The 16,531-nt window shown below is 57.9% G+C and carries 17 protein-coding genes; 12 read left to right on the top strand and 5 right to left on the bottom strand.

The window, feature by feature from the left end:
- The first annotated feature begins 1 nt into the window (after window position 1).
- Complete coding sequence (locus tag ACZ5C3_RS21620) at window positions 2–589, top strand: SoxW family protein (RefSeq protein ID WP_464032894.1); 588 nt, start codon at window positions 2–4, stop codon at window positions 587–589.
- Between the two features lie 21 nt (window positions 590–610).
- On the opposite strand, the gene ACZ5C3_RS21615 is transcribed toward ACZ5C3_RS21620, so the two are convergent.
- The 3 genes from ACZ5C3_RS21615 to soxA are packed head-to-tail and all read right to left on the bottom strand — an operon-like array spanning window position 611 to window position 2,613.
- Complete coding sequence (locus ACZ5C3_RS21615; protein ID WP_464032892.1) at window positions 611–1,111, bottom strand: GlcG/HbpS family heme-binding protein; 501 nt, start codon at window positions 1,109–1,111, stop codon at window positions 611–613.
- Between the two features lie 31 nt (window positions 1,112–1,142).
- Window positions 1,143–1,778, bottom strand: coding sequence for a sulfur oxidation c-type cytochrome SoxX (gene soxX / locus ACZ5C3_RS21610; RefSeq protein WP_464044265.1), 636 nt, complete (start codon window positions 1,776–1,778; stop codon window positions 1,143–1,145).
- Between the two features lie 10 nt (window positions 1,779–1,788).
- Window positions 1,789–2,613 (bottom strand): sulfur oxidation c-type cytochrome SoxA, encoded by an 825-nt coding sequence (gene soxA / locus ACZ5C3_RS21605; protein WP_464044264.1) that lies wholly within the window; start codon window positions 2,611–2,613, stop codon window positions 1,789–1,791.
- A gap of 182 nt (window positions 2,614–2,795) precedes the next feature.
- Between soxA and soxY the strand changes: the two genes are divergently transcribed.
- The 9 genes from soxY (at window position 2,796) to ACZ5C3_RS21560 (ending at window position 12,544) form a co-directional block, all read left to right on the top strand.
- A complete protein-coding gene (gene soxY, locus ACZ5C3_RS21600) occupies window positions 2,796–3,260 on the top strand; it encodes a thiosulfate oxidation carrier protein SoxY (protein WP_464044263.1) in 465 nt (154 codons plus the stop codon).
- A 52-nt stretch (window positions 3,261–3,312) separates the two neighbouring features.
- Window positions 3,313–3,642, top strand: coding sequence for a thiosulfate oxidation carrier complex protein SoxZ (gene soxZ, locus ACZ5C3_RS21595; RefSeq protein ID WP_464032888.1), 330 nt, complete (start codon window positions 3,313–3,315; stop codon window positions 3,640–3,642).
- Window positions 3,643–3,741: 99 nt separating this feature from the next.
- On the top strand, window positions 3,742–5,439 hold the full coding sequence (gene soxB / locus ACZ5C3_RS21590) for a thiosulfohydrolase SoxB (protein ID WP_464044262.1): 1,698 nt from the start codon (window positions 3,742–3,744) through the stop codon (window positions 5,437–5,439).
- A gap of 70 nt (window positions 5,440–5,509) precedes the next feature.
- Window positions 5,510–6,790, top strand: coding sequence for a sulfite dehydrogenase (soxC, locus tag ACZ5C3_RS21585; RefSeq protein ID WP_464032887.1), 1,281 nt, complete (start codon window positions 5,510–5,512; stop codon window positions 6,788–6,790).
- The gene (locus ACZ5C3_RS21580; RefSeq protein ID WP_464032886.1) at window positions 6,774–7,478 is read left to right on the top strand and encodes a c-type cytochrome; all 705 of its coding nucleotides are present in this window, start codon (window positions 6,774–6,776) and stop codon (window positions 7,476–7,478) included. Before soxC ends, ACZ5C3_RS21580 begins: the two co-directional genes overlap by 17 nt.
- The gene (locus ACZ5C3_RS21575; protein WP_464032884.1) at window positions 7,478–7,798 is read left to right on the top strand and encodes a c-type cytochrome; all 321 of its coding nucleotides are present in this window, start codon (window positions 7,478–7,480) and stop codon (window positions 7,796–7,798) included. The genes ACZ5C3_RS21580 and ACZ5C3_RS21575 overlap by 1 nt, the downstream gene beginning before the upstream one ends.
- A 35-nt stretch (window positions 7,799–7,833) precedes the next feature.
- The gene (locus tag ACZ5C3_RS21570; RefSeq protein WP_464032882.1) at window positions 7,834–9,111 is read left to right on the top strand and encodes an FCSD flavin-binding domain-containing protein; all 1,278 of its coding nucleotides are present in this window, start codon (window positions 7,834–7,836) and stop codon (window positions 9,109–9,111) included.
- A 162-nt stretch (window positions 9,112–9,273) separates the two neighbouring features.
- Complete coding sequence (locus ACZ5C3_RS21565) at window positions 9,274–9,693, top strand: response regulator (RefSeq protein ID WP_464032880.1); 420 nt, start codon at window positions 9,274–9,276, stop codon at window positions 9,691–9,693.
- 13 nt (window positions 9,694–9,706) lie between these two features.
- A complete protein-coding gene (locus ACZ5C3_RS21560; protein WP_464032879.1) occupies window positions 9,707–12,544 on the top strand; it encodes a PAS domain S-box protein in 2,838 nt (945 codons plus the stop codon).
- A 10-nt stretch (window positions 12,545–12,554) separates the two neighbouring features.
- Here ACZ5C3_RS21560 and ACZ5C3_RS21555 read toward each other — a convergent pair whose 3' ends face one another.
- Complete coding sequence (locus ACZ5C3_RS21555; RefSeq protein WP_464032877.1) at window positions 12,555–13,184, bottom strand: response regulator transcription factor; 630 nt, start codon at window positions 13,182–13,184, stop codon at window positions 12,555–12,557.
- 104 nt (window positions 13,185–13,288) lie between these two features.
- On the opposite strand from ACZ5C3_RS21555, the gene ACZ5C3_RS21550 reads away from it, so the two are divergent.
- Window positions 13,289–13,519, top strand: coding sequence for a hypothetical protein (locus tag ACZ5C3_RS21550; protein WP_464032876.1), 231 nt, complete (start codon window positions 13,289–13,291; stop codon window positions 13,517–13,519).
- 55 nt (window positions 13,520–13,574) lie between these two features.
- Here the strand turns inward: ACZ5C3_RS21550 and ACZ5C3_RS21545 are convergent, their stop codons facing one another.
- Window positions 13,575–14,036 carry an Lrp/AsnC family transcriptional regulator gene (locus ACZ5C3_RS21545; protein ID WP_464032874.1) on the bottom strand — a complete coding sequence of 154 codons (462 nt, stop codon included), beginning with the start codon at window positions 14,034–14,036 and terminating at the stop codon, window positions 13,575–13,577.
- 134 nt (window positions 14,037–14,170) lie between these two features.
- Between ACZ5C3_RS21545 and ACZ5C3_RS21540 the strand changes: the two genes are divergently transcribed.
- On the top strand, window positions 14,171–16,531 hold the full coding sequence (locus tag ACZ5C3_RS21540; RefSeq protein WP_464032872.1) for a transketolase: 2,361 nt from the start codon (window positions 14,171–14,173) through the stop codon (window positions 16,529–16,531).

The raw sequence follows: 16,531 nt of genomic DNA, 5'->3' as shown, positions 1-16,531 counted from the left end.
CGTGTCGATACAAAGGGGCTACCTGACGAGACGACAGGCTGTCGCCGCGCTTGGTCTTGGAGCGTTAAGTCTGCGAGCTGCGCCGGCATTTGCGAAGGCCACACTAAGCGACGACGGGCTCTATCAGATGGATTGGTATCTGGAGAGTTTCCTCGACGTGTCCGAGGATCTCACCGGCGCCACAGCAAAGGGCAAGCGCTTCGCGATCATGTGGGGGTTGAAGGGTTGCCCAGCCTGTAAGCGGATGCACGAGGTCCACATGATGGACCCGAAGATCGAGAGCTATATCCGCGACAATTTCGAGGTTCTGCACCTCAACCATATAGGTTCGCGCGAAGTGACCGATTTCGATGGCCGTAAGCGCAGCGAGAAGGCGTTTGGTGAAGCCTATGGAATTCGCTTCACGCCCACGATCCAGTTCTTCCCGGAAACAACCACGGGGCTTGCGGCCTTGAATGGTCAGGCACGCGAGGTGGTCCGCATGCCAGGGCTCTTGGAGCCCACGGAGTTTCTCGCGATGTTCCGTTACGTGCGCGAAAAGGGCTATGACTACGCGCCGTTCCCGGAATGGCTCAAGAAGCAGGTGTGATCCTGCCTCTTTGCACGACGTTTAGAAATCCAGCTTGTCCTGAATCGCTGCGACGCCCGCCTTGGCGCAGGCTTCATCGGCGTCGCCACCCGGTGCACCGGACACACCGATGGCGCCGAGCGTTGAACCGCCGCCCTCGATCATCAGGCCGCCGCCGATAATCACCACATTCGGCAGATTGCGCAGGCCCGCCTGCATCATGCCGGGCTGGCTGATGTTATTAAGCTCGGATGTGCTGTTGCGGAATGTTGCAGCTGTCCATGCTTTGCCGGTTGCGGTGGGCGGCGTGTGAGGACCGGCAAAACGGTCGCGCAACAGAACCTGTGGCGTTCCGAAACGATCGACCACAGAAACGGCAACCTGATAGCCGCGCTTCTGACAATCGGCGAGGGCTGCACGGGCGGCATCCAGCGCCAGCTCTAGGCCGAGCGACTTGTAAGTGACGGTCGCGTCTTGTGCCCGCACCGGAGACGAGATGAGGACGCAGAGCGCCGACACAGCGAGCAGGTGTTGCAACCTCATCTCTCACTCCATGTAGGGATGTTACGACCGCTTACTTGTTGACCGGAGATTCCGGATCGAACAGGAACGCGATGATGTCCTTGATCTGCTGCTCGCTCAGCACCTTGTTGACGCCGAAGCGCGGCATGTTCGAACACGCGTAGAGGGCTTGCGAATCGTAGACCTTGGTATAAGCGTTCTTGATTGCTTCCTGATCGTATTTGCGGTCCTTGCCATAATTCGTAAGGCTTGGGCCGAGCGTGCCGAAGCTCAGTTCTTTCTGCTCCATTTGATGGCAGGCGTAGCAGTTGCCACCGCTCACGGTATCTGGCGGATCGGAGAACTGTCCGCCGCGGCCGTTGTTAGCGATCTTCGCGCCTTCCTTCCAATCGCCAAGCAGCTTTCCATCAGCGGGATAGACCACACGCGCGAGCTCGCGCGCCGTGATCTTGTCGGCTTCAGCGGAGGGTACTTCGTTGTGATACTTGTTGCAGGTCTTCAGCGTTTCATCCGGCTGAATGCGTGCCTGCCATTCCGGCGGTGCCTTGCCGAAGGTTGACTTCAGATAAGATTCGACCACGGCGGGATCGACTGGCTTGCTCGCGGTCTGCGCCGAGGCGGCAAACGGAAGGCTTGCGAATGTGCCGGCAGCAAAAGAGAGCGCAGCAAGTTTCAAAATTGTTTTCATGTCGCGCTCCTTACCGCTTGATCGAAGGGACGTTGATTTCGCCGCCGGCTGCCTGCTTTTGCAGGAAGACCGTCAACGCGGTAAGTGCATCGGATCCATATTCCGGTACGGGCCAGCGCTGCTGACGATAACAGTCCCACAGGCGATGCTGCATGGTGCGCACGGCGCTTTGTGAGACGCGGTAGGTCGGCCATCCACCCATCGTCTCTTGCGCAGGTTTGCCCGGCGTTGAGAATTTCGGCAGTCCCTGCAGACGGATGCGCTTGCCTTCATCGGCATGGCAGGTCGCGCAGGAAAAGTCGTTCACGCCGCCGCGGGTGTAGAAGATCGCTTCGCCCACCGCCGCCATTTCCTGTTCTTTCGGATGATTGAGCGGAATATCGATCTTCATGCCGCTCGACTTGTTGGCAATGAAAGCAACGAGGTCTTCCATGTCCGACGGTTTGCCGGGGCCGGAAAAACGACGGGCAACGACGTCCTTGGTGTCGAGGCCCTGAACATTCTGCATGCAAAACAGCAGTCGCTGTTCGAGGTCCATCACTTTGTCGGCGTCCGCGAAATAGCGTGGCAGTTTTGCAAAGGCGCCTTCGAGCTTGCCGGCGCCAAGTCCGAGGTCGCAGCCTTCGAGGGACACGTTCTTGGTGCCACGCTTTTCGCTCCACAGCGCTTCGCCGCGATCGACCGCAAGGAAGCCGGGATTCGACATGGGGTCGGAGATCATTTCGCGATAGCGTTCGATCTCTTTTTCCGCTGCGTCTTGAGCTCGAACGCCAAAGTTCGACACAAAAAGTACAGCGACGACGGCTATCGCCGGCCAGATGATGGTCCGTTTCATTCGTCTCCCTCCACTCCGTCTGACCGTCTTTCTTGTGCGGTCTCGCGGCATTACCTCAGTCGGACATCTTTACATTCAAAAAAAACAATATAATGATGTGACCAGATCATGATAGATCGCACTCGCCATCGTCAAGCGATACTATCGTCAGGGACGAAGAAGAAGTCCCAGGAGGAATTTCGATGAATTTCAAGCAGGTTGAACCAACTCGTCGCGAAGCGCTGACGCTTGCGGCTGCTGCGGGACTGGCGGCGTTCCTCGCGCCGAAAATGCTCCTCGCGGACGAAGCCGCGGTCGCAGCCGAGATCAAGAAGCTCTACGGCGACAAGAAAATGGACGGCGGCAAGATCAAGCTCGACGTGCCTGAGATTGCTGAAAACGGCCTGGTTGTTCCGATCAATATCGACGTCGAGAGCCCGATGACCGATTCGGATTACGTGAAGGCCGTGCATGTGTTTGCAGACGGCAACCCGCTGCCGGGTGTCGTCTCCTACAGGTTTACGCCGGCTTGCGGCAAGGCATCGGCCTCGACGCGTATGCGCCTCGCGCAGACCCAGAACATCGTTTGCATCGCCGAAATGTCGAACGGCAACCTGCATATGGCCAAGTCCAACGTGAAGGTGACCATCGGCGGCTGCGGCGGCTAATTGCCCCGCCAGCAACGTTCAACAGCAAGCAATTCAGGCAAGGAATTTTCCCATGGCCACCAAACCTACTCCTCGCGTCCGTGTTCCAGCGACCGCAAAGCCCGGCGAACTGATCGAGATCAAGACTCTCATTTCGCATGAAATGGAATCGGGCCAGCGCAAGGATTCCGCCGGCAAGATCGTGCCGCGCAAGATCATCAACAAGTTCACTGCGGCGTTCAATGGCAAGACGGTGTTCGAAGCCGACTGGAATCCCGCCATCTCGGCGAATCCTTATCAGTCGTTTTTCTACAAGGCGTCCGAGAGCGGCGAGTTCACCTTCACCTGGAAGGATGACGACGGCTCGGACTACACAGCGACGAACAAGCTGACTGTTGCCTGATGATCGGCTTCCCGGCGCGTGATTTGAATCGCGCGCCGACGGAAGCTCGCAGCGCTTCAAGATAAATAGCCTTCGTTTGAGAGGCCCAAGGGTGGATCGATGATATCGAGGCGGGAATTCCTGCAGGCGACGGCGGCTGCGTCGGCATTGATGATTGGCAGCGGTGCAGGGTCGTTGGGACGCGTGGCCGCGCAGCAGCGTCTGACGCAGGCGGACATTACGCGCTTTGATCCGCTCGGCACCATCACGATCCTCTATATTGGCGATATACACGCGCAGCTCATGCCGGTGTATTTCCGCGAGCCGTCGGTCAATCTTGGTGTTGGTGAAGTACGCGGATTGCCGCCGCATCTCACCGACGATGAGTTCCGCAAATACTTCAACGTCGCTGCAGGCTCGGCCGATGCCTACGCGCTGACTGCGGACGATTTCGTCTCGCTGGCCCGCAACTATGGGCGCATGGGTGGCATGGATCGCATCGCCACGCTCGTGAACGCGGTGCGGGCTGAGCGCGGCGAAGATAAAGTTCTGTTGCTCGATGGCGGCGATGCTCTCCAGGGAAGCTGGGCGTCTTTGCAGACCAAGGGGCAGGACATGGTGGATATCATGTCGGCGCTCAAGCTCGACGCCATGACAGGGCATTGGGAATTCACCTACGGCGACGAGCGCCTGAAGGAAATCGTCGACAAGGCACCGTTCGCATTCCTTGCCCAAAACGTTCGCGACAATGAGTGGCAGGAGCCGGTGTTCGAACCGCGCAAGATGTTCGAGCGCGGCGGCGAGAAGGTCGCGGTGATCGGACAGGCGTTGCCGCGCACGGCGGTGGCCAATCCACGCTGGATGTTCCCGAAGTGGGAGTTCGGCATCCGTGAGGAAGATATCCAGAAGCAGGTCGACGAAGCGCGCGCTGATGGCGCGACGGTCGTCGTGTTGCTCTCGCATAATGGCTTCGACGTCGATCGCAAGCTCGCGGGCCGGGTGAAGGGCCTCGATGTTATCCTGACCGCGCACACCCATGATGCGATGCCAGGCGTCATCCGTGTCGGCGATACAGTGCTGGTCGCTGTCGGCTCGCACGGAAAATTCCTGTCCCGCCTCGACATCGAGGTGAAGGACAAGAAGGTCAAGGACGTTCGCTTCAAGCTGATGCCGGTGTTCTCGGATGCGATCAAACCGGATGCGGCGATGACCGCATTGGTTGAGAAGGTGAGGGCGCCGTTCGCAAAGGATCTCGCGCGCACCATCGGCAAGACGGATTCGCTGCTGTACCGCCGCGGCAACTTCAACGGCACATTCGATGATCTGATCTGCAATGCGATGCTGTCCGAACGCGACGTCGAGATCGCTCTCTCGCCGGGCTTCCGTTGGGGCGGCACGCTCATTCCAGGTGACGCCATCACCTGGGAAGACATCACCAACGAGACCGCGATTACCTATCCGAATTGCTATCGCAACGAGATGACCGGCGCCCAGCTCAAGGACGTGCTGGAAGACATCGCCGACAACATCTTCCATCCCGATCCTTACTTCCAGGGCGGCGGTGATATGGTTCGCATTGGCGGCATGGGTTATGCGATCGATGTGTCGAAGCCGATGGGATCGCGCATCTCCGAACTGACGCATCTCAAGTCCGGCAAACCGATCGAAGCGTCGAAGACTTACACCGTCTCGGGTTGGGCAAGCGTGAATCAAAACACGCAGGGCCCACCGATTTGGGATGTGGTCGCATCTCACATTTCGAAACAGGGCACAGTGAAGATCGAACCGAACACCGCGGTGAAGGTGACGGGAGCCTGATCATGGCGATTCATCGTGCCGAATTGCGCGCAACATATTCACATATTGGGATAAATAGAAAGGATGCCGCATGAGTGACAAATCATCTGCGGATATTCTCAGCCGCCGCCGTTTTCTTGGTGGAGCAAGTATTGCCGGAGCTGGTGCTGTTCTTTCGGCCATTCCAGCTATTGCAGGCGAAGGTGCGAAACCTGATCCGTTGATCACCGAGGTGCAGGATTGGAATCGCTACCTCGGCGATGGTGTTGATAAGCGTCCTTACGGCATGCCGTCGAAATTCGAGAAGAACGTCATTCGTCGCGATGTCTCGTGGCTGACGGCGTCCGCAGAATCCTCGGTGAACTTCACGCCGCTGCACGAACTCGATGGCATCATCACACCATCCGGTCTGTGCTTCGAACGGCATCACAGTGGCGTTGCAGAGATCAATCCGGCCGATCATCGCCTGATGATCAACGGCATGGTCGAGAAGCCGCTTGTCTTCACCATGGACGACATCAAGCGCATGCCGCGCGTGAACAAAATCCATTTTCTCGAGTGCGCGGCCAATTCAGGAATGGAGTGGCGCGGCGCGCAGCTCAATGGCTGTCAGTTCACCCACGGCATGGTGCACAACGTCATGTACACCGGCGTCCGGTTGAAGACGCTATTGGACGAAGCGGGCCTCAAGCCGAATGTCAAATGGCTGATGCTGGAGGGTGCTGACGCGGCCGGTATGAATCGATCGCTGCCGATCGAGAAAGCGCTGGACGACGTCATTCTTGCGTTCGCCATGAACGGCGAAGCGCTGCGGCCTGAACAGGGCTATCCGTTGCGTGCAGTTATTCCCGGCTGGGAAGGCAATCTCTGGGTGAAATGGATTCGCCGCATCGAAGCAGGTGACCAGCCATGGCAGACTCGCGAAGAGACCTCGAAATATACCGATCTTCTGGCCGACGGCCGCTCGCGAAAGCATACCTTCATCATGGACGCGAAGTCGGTGGTGACCAATCCGTCGCCGCAGGCACCCCTGAAGTACAAGGGACGGAATGTGCTGAGCGGCTTTGCATGGTCCGGCCGTGGCACGGTCAAGCGCGTCGATGTGTCGATGGATGGCGGCCGCAACTGGCAGACCGCGCGCATTGATGGGCCGGTGCTCGATAAGTCGCTCGTGCGGTTTTATGTCGATTTCGACTGGAACGGCCAGGAGCTGATGGTCCAGTCACGGGCGATGGATTCCACCGGGTACGTGCAACCAACAAAGGATGAGTTGCGCAAGGTGCGTGGCGTGAACTCGATCTACCACAACAACGGCATCCAGACCTGGCTGGTTCGCTCGAGCGGAGAAACCGAGAATGTCGAAATTGGTTAAATTCTTTGCCGCTGCTGTGTTGTGCGGAGCTGCTGTTGCGGCATTCACGCCTTACGTTTCGGCGCAGCAAATTGCCGCACGGCAGCCTGCGGCGTCTTCACCTAAGCTCGGTCTTGGTCGTCCTGCGTTGCCGGAAGAAATCAAGGCGTGGGACACGGATGTGCGGCCGGATGGCAAGGGCCTCCCGGTAGGCAAAGGTACAGTCAAGCAGGGAGACGCAATCTTTCAGGCGCAGTGCGCGACCTGTCACGGCGAGTTCGGCGAAGGTGCAGGCCGCTGGCCTGTGCTCGCAGGCGGCTCGGGAACGCTGAAGGCGGATCGCCCTGATAAGACGGTGGGATCGTTCTGGCCGGATCTGTCAACCGTGTACGACTACATTCACCGGGCGATGCCTTACGGCAACGCGCGCTCCTTATCCGATGACGACGTATACGCGCTGGTTGCATATATCCTGTCGATGAACGACATCATCAAGGACGAGAATTTCGAGCTGAACGAGAAGAACTTTACGTCGATCAAGATGCCGAATGCAGAAGCCTTCTACGATGATGATCGCGAGACTGCCGAAAAGCAGTTCTGGAAGAAAGACCCGTGCATGAAAGATTGTCGCAGCGCGCCGAAAGTCACGGGGCGGGCAATGTCGGTTGACGTCACGCCGGACAACAAAGCCGGCCCGAAGGTGGATTGATGAAATTACTGAACCCGCCAGCGGTGATCGTTTTCCTACTGGCGGGTTTTGCTTTCGATGTGGCCTCCGCGGGAGACCGCGAATTGGGGCAATATCTTTCTGCTGAATGCGTAGCCTGTCACCAGGCATCTGGAACCGCAGCCGGCGGAGTACCGCCGATCACCGGCTGGCCAGAGGCGCAATTTGTCGCGGTGATGACTGCTTACAAAAATAAAGAGCGGGACAACCCTGTGATGCAGGCCATCGCGGGACGACTTGCCGCAGACGATATAGCTGCACTCGCGGCCTATTTTGGAGGACTATCACCCACGCCGAAATGACGTTTTCGAACGACATTCAATGATCGGAGGGGATGATGGGCATCAATCGCAGACAAATGTTGACTGGCACGGCGACGTTCGCCGGTGTGTTCGCGCTTGGCGCTCCCGCGGTTCTCGGGCAGGCGAAACCGCGCGTTGTGGTGGTTGGGGCCGGTGCGGGCGGAGCGACGGCCGCGAAATACATTGCCAAGGAGAGTGCGGGCGGCATCACCGTGACGCTTGTTGAGCCGAACGCAAATTACCAGACTTGCTTCCATAGTAATCTCTATCTCGGCGGCATGCGTGACTACCCGTCGATCACGCATGACTACTCCACGCTCACCAAGAACCACGGTATCGCGCTGGTGAAGGCACGCGCGCTGGCCATTGATCGCGACAAAAGGGAGGTCGTGCTCGCGGGGGATCTTCGTCTGCCCTACGATCGTCTCGTGGTCTCTCCCGGTATCGATCTGAAATATGACTCTGTTCCCGGGTGGTCCTTGGCCGCCGAAGAAAGCATGCCGCACGCCTGGAAGCCGGGGGCGCAAACGCAATTGTTGAAGAAGAAGCTCGATGCAGTGCCGGACGGCGGCGTCATAGTGATGGTCGCGCCGCCGAATCCTTATCGCTGTCCGCCCGGACCTTATGAGCGTGTTTCAATGATGGCTTCTGCGCTTAAGGCCGCAGGCAAGGATCGATGCAAGATTTTCATCATTGACCCAAAGGAAAACTTCTCCAAGCAGGCATTGTTTCAGGAGGGCTGGGAGAAGCACTACAAAGGCATGATCGAGTGGCTCGGTCCGAAGGTGCATGACGGCTTGAAGTCGGTCGATCCTGCGAGCGGAACCGTTGTCACAGGTTTTGAAACTTACAAGAACGCCGCGCTGGTGAACGTCATTCCAGCCCAAATGGCCGGGGCCATCGCGCGCGATGCTGGCCTCGCGAATGCCAGCGGTTTTTGTGCCATCGACCCGAACAATATGAAGTCCGTCGTCGATGCGAACATCTACGTGGTCGGCGATTCCTGTATTCCCGGTGATATGCCGAAATCGGCGTTTTCGGCGAACAGCCAGGCGAAGGTCGCGGCCATGATGATCCGGGGAGAACTCGCGTCCGCACGAACATTCCCCGCTCGCTATACCAACACCTGCTGGAGCCAGATCACGGCGGATGATTGCGTGAAAATCGGCGGCACCTACGAGGCGAAGGATGGCAAGATTGGCGCGTCATCCACCTTTGTATCGCAGACAGGTGAGGCGGCGGACCTCCGCAAGCAGACGCAGACGGAAAATATGGGGTGGTATGCGGGGATCACGGCTGACATGTTTACCTGAAGGTCGATTTTAGAAGCCGCTGCGCATGTGGCAATGCGACATAGCGCGATGATTGAGCGGTGCGAGCGTGACTTGTTCCTATCGTGCAGCGATAAGAGGCTTGTCGCCGCATGTGCGAATATGCCAACACTATCGCCGATCCTTTGCTGATCCGGGGGCGGTGTGGCAAGCGTTCTGATTATTGACGACGATCCTGCGGTTCGGGCGACTATCGAGGTTGTGCTGAAGCGCGACAATCATGTCGTCGTTCTCGCCGACAATGGTCGAAAGGGCCTTCAGCTCCTTCAATCCGGACAATTCGATCTTTTGATCGTTGATCTGTTCATGCCGGACATGGACGGGCTGGAAATTGTCGGTCACGTGAAAAAATCGCTTCCTGATTTGCCAATCATTGTCATTTCCGGTCACTATACCGGAACCGGACCTGCCCCCGATTTTCTCCACATGGCGACCAAGCTCGGTGCGGTCTACAGCCTGCAGAAGCCCTTCCGGCCCGCCCAGTTGATGTCAGCCGTGATCAAGTGCCTCGATCGGCCCACCGATGCTTCCGCTCTCCCAAATACAACGCATGGAAATGCGTGATCCGAGGCCTAAAATGTCCATCGCCGTGTCGGAGAACGCACTACTGAACAGCGACGACCGCGGAAGCTTTCCTTCGACGTTACCGGCTTCGCAATTCGACCGCAGGCTTGCGATTGCAGTCGTTTTCATCCTCGCAGCGTTATTCGGTTTAACTCTGCCCTTTGCAAAGGCGAAGCCGGGCGAGTTCCCTGCGTTCGTTGCAAGCTATCAGTTCGCGCTTGCTGCCATCGATATTATCACCGCCATTCTTCTGTTTGGGCAATTCAATGCCTTGCGCTCGCGTGGATTGCTGCTGCTGGCCAGCGGCTATCTGTTTACGGCGCTGGCTGCCGTAGCGCATGCGTTGACGTTTCCCGGGCTGTTCGCGCCGACAGGGTTGTTCAACGCGGGATCACAGACCACTGTCTGGCTCTATATGTGCTGGCACGGCGTGTTTCCGCTTCTGGTGCTCGGCTACGGCCTGTCAACACCGGATGGCGATGCTGCGATCAAAGGATCCGTGCGAGGCAGCATTCTTGGAAGCGTCATCGCAGTCTGTGCGGTCGTGGTTATCCTCGTGTGGGCAGTCACCGGTGGGCACAACTTCTTACCTGTCCTGCTGCACGAGAGGCGCTACACGCCCACAATGATCGGGATCGTGTCATCGGTCTGGCTGCTGAGCCTGGCTGCGCTCGTGGTGTTGTGGAAGCGTCGGCCGCATTCGGTGCTCGACGTCTGGCTCATGGTCGTGATGTGCGCGTGGCTTTTTGATATCGCGCTATCGGCCATCCTCAATGAGGTTCGGTTTGATCTCGGGTTTTATCTTGGGCGCATTTACGGATTAGCCGCTGCGAGCTTCGTGCTGGCAGTGTTGCTTCTGGAAACCGGAAAATTGCAAGCCAAGCTTGCACGCCTCTTGAACAAGGAGCGATCAGACGCTGCCTTGGAGCGCGACCGGCACAGGGAGCGTGAAGAATTCTTCGGCGCCGTGGTCGCGTCATCAAACGACGTCATCGTCACAAAGTCACTTGACGGTATAATTACCGGCTGGAACGTCGCTGCTGAGCGGTTATTCGGTTACACGGCCGAAGAGGCGATCGGTAACAGCATTGATCTTATCGTACCTGCGGAGCGCCGTTCGGAAGTGCGGGTGATCCTCGAAGGTATTCGCCAGGGGGATGTCGTTAGCCCGCACGAAACGGTGCGTATTGCCAAAAGTGGACGCGAGATCCTGCTTTCACTCAGCGTTTCTCCCATCAAAGCGCGCGACGGAAAAATTATCGGAGCGACCAAGATCGCGCGCGACCTCACCGACGTTCGGTTGGCGCAGGAGGCGCTTTCGGAAAGTGAGCGAATGGCGCTGGGTATCATCGAGACGTCGCTCGATGCCTTCGTTCAAATGAACAACGTCGGAATTGTCATCGATTGGAATTCGCAGGCACAGAAGATTCTCGGATGGTCGCGTGAGGAGGCGCTTGGACGCGATCTCGGTGAGCTCATTGTTCCGGAGACCCATCGGGCACATCACAGAGAGGCTCTCGCGCGCATGTTACGCGATGCGGGCACGAGGCACGGAAATCGTTTCGAGATCGAAGCGCAACGACGAGATGGCGCAGAGATGCGCGTCGAATTCAGTGTGACGGCGTTTCAACGCCGAGGCGGGCTTGTCTTTAATGCCTTTATTCGTGATCTGACCGATAGGATAGCAGCAGAAAATCAAATTCGTCAGGCACAGAAGATGGATGCGGTCGGTCAGTTGACCGGCGGCGTCGCGCACGACTTCAACAACATTCTGACCGTGATTACTGGGACCATCGAAATCCTCGCCGAAGGCGTCGCCGATCGTCCGGAGCTTGCCGGCATCGCGCACATGATCGATGAGGCTGCCGCGCGAGGTGCCGAGCTTACAGGCCATTTGTTGGCGTTCGCACGCAGGCAGCCATTGCAGCCGCGGGAAATCGACGTCAACACCTTGATCCTGACCACGAGCAAGTTGCTGCGCCCGACGCTTGGTGAGCAGATTGAAATCGAGACGCTGCTCGCCGACGATCCGTGGCTCGCTTATGTCGACCCCAATCAGTTGACCACGGCGATTTTGAACCTTGCGCTGAATGCGCGTGATGCCATGCCGCAGGGCGGCCGGCTGATCATTGAGACGATCAACAGCTATCTTGACGAGGTCTATGCCGGTCAGCACAGCGAGGTGAAGCCCGGCGAATATGTCTTGATTGCGATCAGCGACACCGGCTCGGGCATCCCAGCGCATCTCATCGACAAAGTGTTCGAGCCGTTTTTTACCACCAAGGACATCGGCAAGGGCACCGGGCTTGGCCTCAGCATGGTCTACGGCTTCGTCAAGCAGTCGGAAGGTCATATCAAGGTCTACAGCGAGGAAGGCCACGGCACGACCATCAAGCTTTATCTGCCGAAGAGCAGGGCGCTCTCGTCCACGGCAATCGAGATCGATCCGGTGGAGAAGGCCGTCGGCGGCAACGAGCTTGTTCTGGTGGTGGAGGACGATCTTCTCGTTCGAAACTATGTGGTCACCCAGGTGCGCAGTTTGGGGTATCGCACGCTGTCGGCCGCGAACGCCGAAGAGGCGCTGGACGCCATTCGCAGCGATCCAACGATCGATTTGCTGTTTACCGACGTCATTATGCCGGGTGCAATGAACGGCCGGCAACTGGTCGAAGAGGTGCGCAAGCTGCGCGGTGAGTTCAAGGTTCTCTATACGTCGGGCTACACAGAAAACGCGATCGTTCACCACGGACGCCTAGACCCAGGCGTTCTTTTACTTGCGAAGCCTTATCGCAAGGCTGATCTTGCGCGAATGATCAGGCTCGCGCTCGATGGAGCTGATAAAGCGAATTGATCGGCGTGGGTCAGGACGCTCCGCTCAGATAGATTCGCATCAGGTCGGCGAGATTTCTGGCGCCGAGCTTTTCCATCAGTCGTGCGCGGTGAAATTCCACAGTGCGCGTGCCGATGCCGAGTTGGTGACCGACTTCCTTGTTCGATGCACCAGCCGCTAATTGCGCCAGAACTTCACTCTCGCGCCGGGTCAACGGTTCGCGGCCAGGGAAATGAAACCGTGCGGAGTTCGTGGCTGGATTGGCTGCTTGCCTGCGGGTGAAGGCCTCAATTGCATCGCGGACCTTTTCGGTCACCACACTTCCACGGAAGGGTTTTTCGATGAAATCGAGCGCACCATTCTTGATTGCGTCAACGGCCATAGCGATGTCGCCTTGGCCGGACATAATGAAGATGGGGGCCGGATAGTCGTCGGCGTTGAGTTCTTTCAGGATGTCGAGGCCTGATCGGCCGGGAATATGGACATCAAGAATAATGCAGGCCGGGGTTTTCTGTCTGGTCGTTGCCAAGAGCGCTGCGCCGTCGGCGAAGCAGACGACTTCGTAGCCTTTCGCCGAAAAAATAGCCGTTAAAGTTTTTCGGATCGCCGGATCGTCATCGACCACGTAGATCTCGGCGCCAGTTCCGCCCGCAAACCCCATTCCGACTCAATCCCATTTTCTTGCCGAACCCGTATTTGTACGGGTTCCTTATTTAAGAGGTAGGTAGCTTAGTCCGCCTAACGATGCCAGCGAAGGAGAATCTCATGCGACTGGCAACGGGCGAAAGCGAAGTCCGGTACGAGGTAGAAAGTTCAGCCGACGGTGTGGTCGTGCTGAACGACGTTGTGCCTGATCTGGGGCTTGGGAATGCCACCATGGCCATCCACGACCTCCGTATTATTGAGGCCTATCAGGCCGTTCTCAAAGCGAGACAGACCGAACACTCCATCAAAATCATTAGAGAGCAGATTATCGACGAATTGGACTGGGAATAAATCAGACCAATGTCGAATTCGCCTCGACATCGCAAACAGGCTGGTCTGGTATGCTCTAGACCGGCAGCGCGATCGAGTATTTGACCTGACTGAGTGCGAAGCTCGATTCAATCGAGGCGATCCCGTCCAGTCTCGTCAGCTTGTTCTTGATGAAAGCTTCATAGGACGGCAGGTCCGCGGTGACGACGCGTAACAGATAATCGCGGTTGCCCGTCATCAGGTAGCACTCCAGGACCTCGTTCCATTTTGAAATCGCCCGCGCGAAGCGGTTGAGGTCTTCTTCTTTCTGGCGTTCCAGCTTGATGGAAATGAACACGCTCACAGGAAGTCCTACGGACTTCTGATCGACCATCGCGATATAGCGTGTGATGACACCGCGTTCTTCCAGGAGCTTGACACGACGGTGACATGGCGAAACCGACAAGCCGACCTGATCTGCCAGTTCCTGCATGGTCACCCGGCTATCAGCTTGCAGAATCGCAAGAATTTTTCGGTCGATGGCATCCAGATCGGTCATTGGGATAAAATCTCAATCGGGTGTATTTCTTTGAGATTTTATACTAATATTCGTGCTCTCGTCGATATTATTTGAGATTTTTCGACGATCGGCGAGGACTAGTGTTGTGGCTCAATCATTGCGTTGGTGCTGCTATGGCTATCGATCCGTCCCGTCTAGAAATTCTGTCCGCTCTCGCGAAGAAGGCGCTGTGGCTGTCGTCATGGACGATCCACCACGCCAACCATGTTCGCCCTGACTCGGATGGTCTTAAGGTTGGCGGCCATCAGGCCTCCTCGGCGTCGCTCGCGACGATCATGTCCGCGCTTTATTTTGGTGTGCTGAAGCCGGAAGACCGGGTTGCGGTGAAGCCGCATGCGAGCCCGGTTTTTCACGCGATCCAGTATCTGCTGGGACACCAGACCCGCGAAAAGTTGGAGCACTTCCGCGGCTTCAAGGGCGCACAGTCTTATCCGTCTCGCACCAAGGACACTGACGATGTGGATTTTTCGACAGGGTCGGTGGGGTTGGGCGTCGCCCAGACGCTGTTCTCGTCATTGGTGCAGGATTACGTCAAATCCCATGGCTGGATGAAGGACCGTCCGGAAGGACGCATGATTGCACTGGTCGGCGACGCGGAACTCGATGAAGGCAACATTTTCGAGGCGTTGCTGGAGGGATGGAAGCAGGGCCTGCGCAACACCTGGTGGATCGTCGACTACAATCGCCAGAGCCTCGACGCCGTGATCCGCGAAGGGCTGTGGGAGAAGCTCGAAACCATGTTCCGTAACTTCGGCTGGGACGTGGTGATCGTGAAGTACGGCAAGCTGATGCAGGCCGCATTCGCTGAGCCAGGCGGTGAGGCGCTGCGGCGCTGGATCGATACCTGCCCGAACCAGATGTACGCGGCACTGTGCTTCCAGGGAGGCGCCGCATTCCGCAAGCATTTGCTCGACGATATCGGCGATCAAGGGGCTGTCACCAAACTCATCGAGAAACGCAGTGATGAACAGTTGCTCGCGCTGATGTCCAATCTCGGCGGTCACGACATGGCGAGCATGCTCGAGGCCTTCGAGGCCATCGATCACGATCGCCCGGTGTGCTTTATCGCGTATACCATCAAGGGCGTCGGTCTGCCGTTCCAGGGCCACAAGGACAACCATGCAGGCCTCATGACGGTTACCCAGATGGAAGCGTTCCGCAAAGCGCAGAACATCCGTCCGGGCCATGAATGGGATCGGCTGGAAGGATTGCCGCTGGATGCTGCGCGTATTGAAGCATTCCTCAAGGACGTCGCCTTCGCCCGCGAAGGTACCCGGCGCCTCAATGCGCCAAAGGTTGAAGTGCCGGCACGCTTGGCTGTTTCGCTCACGCCGCGGATGTCAACCCAGCAGGGGTTTGGCCTGATCCTCAACGAGCTTGCGCGCAGCGAAACAAAGCTTGCCGAGCGCATCGTGACCACGTCGCCTGACGTCACGGTGTCGACCAATCTCGGCCCATGGGTCAACCGCCGCGGTCTGTTCGCCATGGCAGAGAAGGTCGACCTGTTCCGCAAGGAGAAGATTCCCTCGACCTTTGCATGGGACTACTCGCCGAAGGGCCAGCACATTGAACTCGGCATCGCGGAGATGAACCTGTTCATCGCGCTGTCCGCGCTGGGTCTGTCACATTCGATCAATGGTGAGCGGTTGTTGCCGGTCGGAACATTGTACGATCCCTTCATCGAGCGCGGGCTCGATGCGCTCAACTATGCCTGCTATCAGGATGCACGCTTCATGGTGGCGGCGACACCATCAGGCATTACGCTCGCGCCGGAAGGCGGCGCGCATCAATCGATCGCAACGCCCTTGATCGGCATGGCACAGGATGGTCTGGCATCATTCGAGCCGGCGTTTGTGGACGAGCTCGCTGTCATCATGCGCTGGGGCTTCGAGCACATGCAACGCGATGAGGACGGCGGTTCGGTCTATCTCCGACTCTCCACGCGAACGCTCGATCAGGTTCAGCGAACGATGACGCCTGAGCTAGAGAACGATATTACCGCGGGCGCTTATTGGCTGCGCAAGCCTGGTCCGAATGCTGAACTGGTGATCGCCTATACCGGCGCAGTGGCCCCAGAAGCGATCGAGGCGACGGGCTTCCTCGGCGAAGATCGCCGGGACATTGGCTTGCTCGCGATCACATCGGCAGACCGGCTGCACGGAGGTTGGACGGCGTCGCGCAAACGTCGCCGCAATGGTGGTCCGCGCGAACCAAGCCATATCGAGCAGTTATTGGCTCCGCTGCCGCGTGACTGCGGATTGATCACGGTGGTCGATGGCCATCCTGCAACGCTGGCATGGCTGGGCAGTGTGCACGGTCATCGTGTGGAAGCGCTCGGCGTCCAGCATTTCGGCCAGACCGGAACCATCGGTGACCTCTACAAGCACTATGGTCTGGATGCGAACACCATCATCGATGCGGCCGCGAGCCTGACATTCGGAGCACCGATCCGTCACCGCAAGATTGCGGTCTGA

This window comes from Afipia dichlorophenoxyacetatis, assembly GCF_055386385.1.
Note: the sequence above shows the minus strand (reverse complement) of the source record. Positions and strands in the feature narration are given on the sequence as shown.

What these genes read in the sequence shown, in the direction of transcription:
- ACZ5C3_RS21540 (WP_464032872.1), top strand. Translation starts at nt 14,171, where the DNA reads ATGGCTATCGATCCGTCCCGTCTAGAAATTCTGTCCGCTCTCGCGAAG.
- soxZ (WP_464032888.1), top strand. Translation starts at nt 3,313, where the DNA reads ATGGCCACCAAACCTACTCCTCGCGTCCGTGTTCCAGCGACCGCAAAG.
- soxC (WP_464032887.1), top strand. Translation starts at nt 5,510, where the DNA reads ATGAGTGACAAATCATCTGCGGATATTCTCAGCCGCCGCCGTTTTCTT.
- ACZ5C3_RS21550 (WP_464032876.1), top strand. Translation starts at nt 13,289, where the DNA reads ATGCGACTGGCAACGGGCGAAAGCGAAGTCCGGTACGAGGTAGAAAGT.
- ACZ5C3_RS21580 (WP_464032886.1), top strand. Translation starts at nt 6,774, where the DNA reads ATGTCGAAATTGGTTAAATTCTTTGCCGCTGCTGTGTTGTGCGGAGCT.
- soxB (WP_464044262.1), top strand. Translation starts at nt 3,742, where the DNA reads ATGATATCGAGGCGGGAATTCCTGCAGGCGACGGCGGCTGCGTCGGCA.
- ACZ5C3_RS21560 (WP_464032879.1), top strand. Translation starts at nt 9,707, where the DNA reads ATGTCCATCGCCGTGTCGGAGAACGCACTACTGAACAGCGACGACCGC.
- ACZ5C3_RS21555 (WP_464032877.1), bottom strand. Translation starts at nt 13,184, where the DNA reads ATGGGGTTTGCGGGCGGAACTGGCGCCGAGATCTACGTGGTCGATGAC.
- ACZ5C3_RS21545 (WP_464032874.1), bottom strand. Translation starts at nt 14,036, where the DNA reads ATGACCGATCTGGATGCCATCGACCGAAAAATTCTTGCGATTCTGCAA.
- soxY (WP_464044263.1), top strand. Translation starts at nt 2,796, where the DNA reads ATGAATTTCAAGCAGGTTGAACCAACTCGTCGCGAAGCGCTGACGCTT.
- ACZ5C3_RS21615 (WP_464032892.1), bottom strand. Translation starts at nt 1,111, where the DNA reads ATGAGGTTGCAACACCTGCTCGCTGTGTCGGCGCTCTGCGTCCTCATC.
- ACZ5C3_RS21575 (WP_464032884.1), top strand. Translation starts at nt 7,478, where the DNA reads ATGAAATTACTGAACCCGCCAGCGGTGATCGTTTTCCTACTGGCGGGT.
- soxA (WP_464044264.1), bottom strand. Translation starts at nt 2,613, where the DNA reads ATGAAACGGACCATCATCTGGCCGGCGATAGCCGTCGTCGCTGTACTT.
- ACZ5C3_RS21570 (WP_464032882.1), top strand. Translation starts at nt 7,834, where the DNA reads ATGGGCATCAATCGCAGACAAATGTTGACTGGCACGGCGACGTTCGCC.
- soxX (WP_464044265.1), bottom strand. Translation starts at nt 1,778, where the DNA reads ATGAAAACAATTTTGAAACTTGCTGCGCTCTCTTTTGCTGCCGGCACA.